Origin of the sequence: Nostoc sp., assembly GCF_035638895.1 — a bacterium.
In the GTDB taxonomy this organism is placed as follows: Bacteria; Cyanobacteriota; Cyanobacteriia; order Cyanobacteriales; family Nostocaceae; genus Nostoc.
Window position 1 is genome coordinate 1 of sequence record NZ_DASQZC010000445.1, and the last position, 2344, is coordinate 2344.

2 protein-coding genes are annotated in these 2344 nt (G+C 46.3%); one reads left to right on the top strand and one right to left on the bottom strand.

Going from position 1 to position 2344, the window contains the following annotated elements; translation table 11 throughout:
- Positions 1 to 375: 375 nt before the first annotated feature.
- Positions 376 to 756 (bottom strand): nuclear transport factor 2 family protein, encoded by a 381-nt coding sequence (locus VE944_RS22445; protein ID WP_324982114.1) that lies wholly within the window; start codon positions 754 to 756, stop codon positions 376 to 378.
- A gap of 166 nt (positions 757 to 922) precedes the next feature.
- Between VE944_RS22445 and VE944_RS22450 the strand changes: the two genes are divergently transcribed.
- Positions 923 to 1915, top strand: coding sequence for a glycoside hydrolase family 43 protein (locus tag VE944_RS22450; RefSeq protein WP_324982117.1), 993 nt, complete (start codon positions 923 to 925; stop codon positions 1913 to 1915).
- The last annotated feature ends 429 nt before the right edge of the window (positions 1916 to 2344 follow it).

Sequence of the window (2344 nt, forward strand, 5' to 3'; positions counted from 1 at the left end):
CGCCTTGCGCGTCGCTAACGCAATTACGTTTTGAGATAGCGAAGCGTTAGCGAGTCTGCGAGCGTCTGGGGATTTAAACCCCTTTCTCATTACAAGCAATTCCCTTTGGGGATGGGGAATTAACCCCTACACTTTGTTAAAAAGGCCTTAAGTCTAAACACCGCCTACAGATAACAAGTGCGTTTTGGCACGCTGTGTCAAAACGGTAAAATTATACGATAAGGCTGAAACCGATATCAGTTAAGCGTTTCAGCAATACTTGTTTTACTTCACCCGCAAAGGAGACAACTTGTCAAAACTGGTTGCTTCAAATTCCAAACATAAAATCGAACTTTCATTGATCAAGAAAGCGATCGCTTCAGAATTTCCCAATGTTTAAGCCACCATACCTATATGGGCAGTGACGATATGCCAAGTTCCGCTCGAAGAGACAGCCCAAACTCGCGTGAAACGAAAGTCACCATTTGCAGGGCTGCCATTATAACTACCAGACAATTGCATTCGGACTGAAACGATCGCCACCTCTCCATAAATTTGAATATTCTGTTCAGAAGGTTTCAATTCGTGTATCTTAATCAAACCAGATTCATGGGCGGCTAGATCATCTTGCTTTCCTAATAATTCTCCAAGATGACTGATAATAATAATTTCGGGGGCTAGTAGTTCATTCAAAACGTTTACATCAGAAGCAAGCATTGCCTGCCTGAGCCGTTCTTCCACATTGATAATCTGAGTTTCAACTGTTTGAGTCATCATGTCTTTGTCCCTGCACTCCACCAGAGGGTTTTTTGGCGCGGTGATGCCCGTTACGCTGTCGTGGTAAAAAACCCTACGACCATTTAATTGCCTCTTGCCTATGGTAGTTGTTTTTGCGATCGCACTTCCTCAAGAATTAAGTTAACACGCTATAGCGATCACCGAGATGTTAACTTATACCAATCCAGTCTACAAAGGCTATTTTGCCGATCCTTTTGTTTGGGAATTTGAGGGTGTATACTATGCGATCGGCACTGGTGCAGCCGAAGCAGAAGGAATGGTAGACGAAATCGCAAAACTACGTGTCTTCCCTCTATTACGCTCCTTTGATTTCGTGAATTGGGATTTTGTAGATAACGCCCTGTTGCGGCCAGACCCCTCCCTTGGCGATAATTTTTGGGCCCCAGAAGTTGCTTATTGCAACGGCAAGTTCTACCTCTACTACTCTGTAGGACACGAGGACAAGAATCATCAGTTGCGTGTTGCCACGAGCGATATTCCCTTGGGGCCCTATAAAGATGTTGGTGAGCCACTTGTAGATCCGAATTCTTGCTCCTTTGCCATCGACCCTCACCCATTCTGTGATGATGATGGACAGTGGTACTTATTTTATGCTCGTGATTTTTTAGACACTGAGGGCGGCGTGCGTGCTGGTACTGCTCTCTTTGTAGACCGACTCCAAGATATGACGAAACTTTGCGGTGTCGGTAAAGTCGTCTTACGAGCGCGTTCCGATTGGCAACGATTTTTAGCCAATCGATTGATGTATGGTGAACATTTTGATTGGCATACCTTAGAAGGCCCCTGTGTCCGTAAACACGGAGGTAAATATTATTGCTTTTATAGTGGTGGGCGCTGGGAAACTGAAGACTACGGTGTAGATTATGGAGTTGCGGATCATGTGATGGGGCCTTACTCTGATTTCGGTAACGAAACGGGGCCACGGGTGCTGCGTTCCCTTCCCGATCGTGTAAAAGGGCCTGGACACAACTCAATCGTTGTGGGGCCGGAGCAGACTGAGTACATTGTCTACCATGCTTGGGCGGCGAATATGGATGCGCGGCGAATGTGCTTGGATAAACTCATTTGGTCGGCAGATGGGCCATATTGCGAAGGCCCCACCTGGACACCACAGGCGATCGCCTCCAAATCAATTTAATTTCTTTAATACCAATTCACGAAAACCTTGATACATAAAGATTTATCGTAGGGGTATGACAATGCCCATTGGTGTCAACTTAAGTAAAAACGCTTATTCCACAGGCGTTTTACCCCACACGCCAGATGCTCCACTTAGGGAGACCCCAAGACCGCACTGGCTCCCCTTAATCCCCTCCCCGTGAACGGGGAGGGGAGGTTTTGTCGCTAGACAAAAGCGGGGTGGGGTTCCGACGACTTAATTGGTAATTGAGTAAGCTTGATATAACGTCATTGCCAGGGTTTTGCCTTAAGTTGACACGTATGGGCAATGCCATGCCCTTACTTTGTTGCACTATCCTACCTACCTATTTTCTTGCAGGTGTAGTATTCTCTAGAGGTAGCCGAGTGCCTCCTCCTGTAGGTGAAGGATTGTTCTCAGGTAGACTAT

What these genes read in the sequence shown, in the direction of transcription:
- VE944_RS22445 (WP_324982114.1), bottom strand. Translation starts at nt 756, where the DNA reads ATGATGACTCAAACAGTTGAAACTCAGATTATCAATGTGGAAGAACGG.
- VE944_RS22450 (WP_324982117.1), top strand. Translation starts at nt 923, where the DNA reads ATGTTAACTTATACCAATCCAGTCTACAAAGGCTATTTTGCCGATCCT.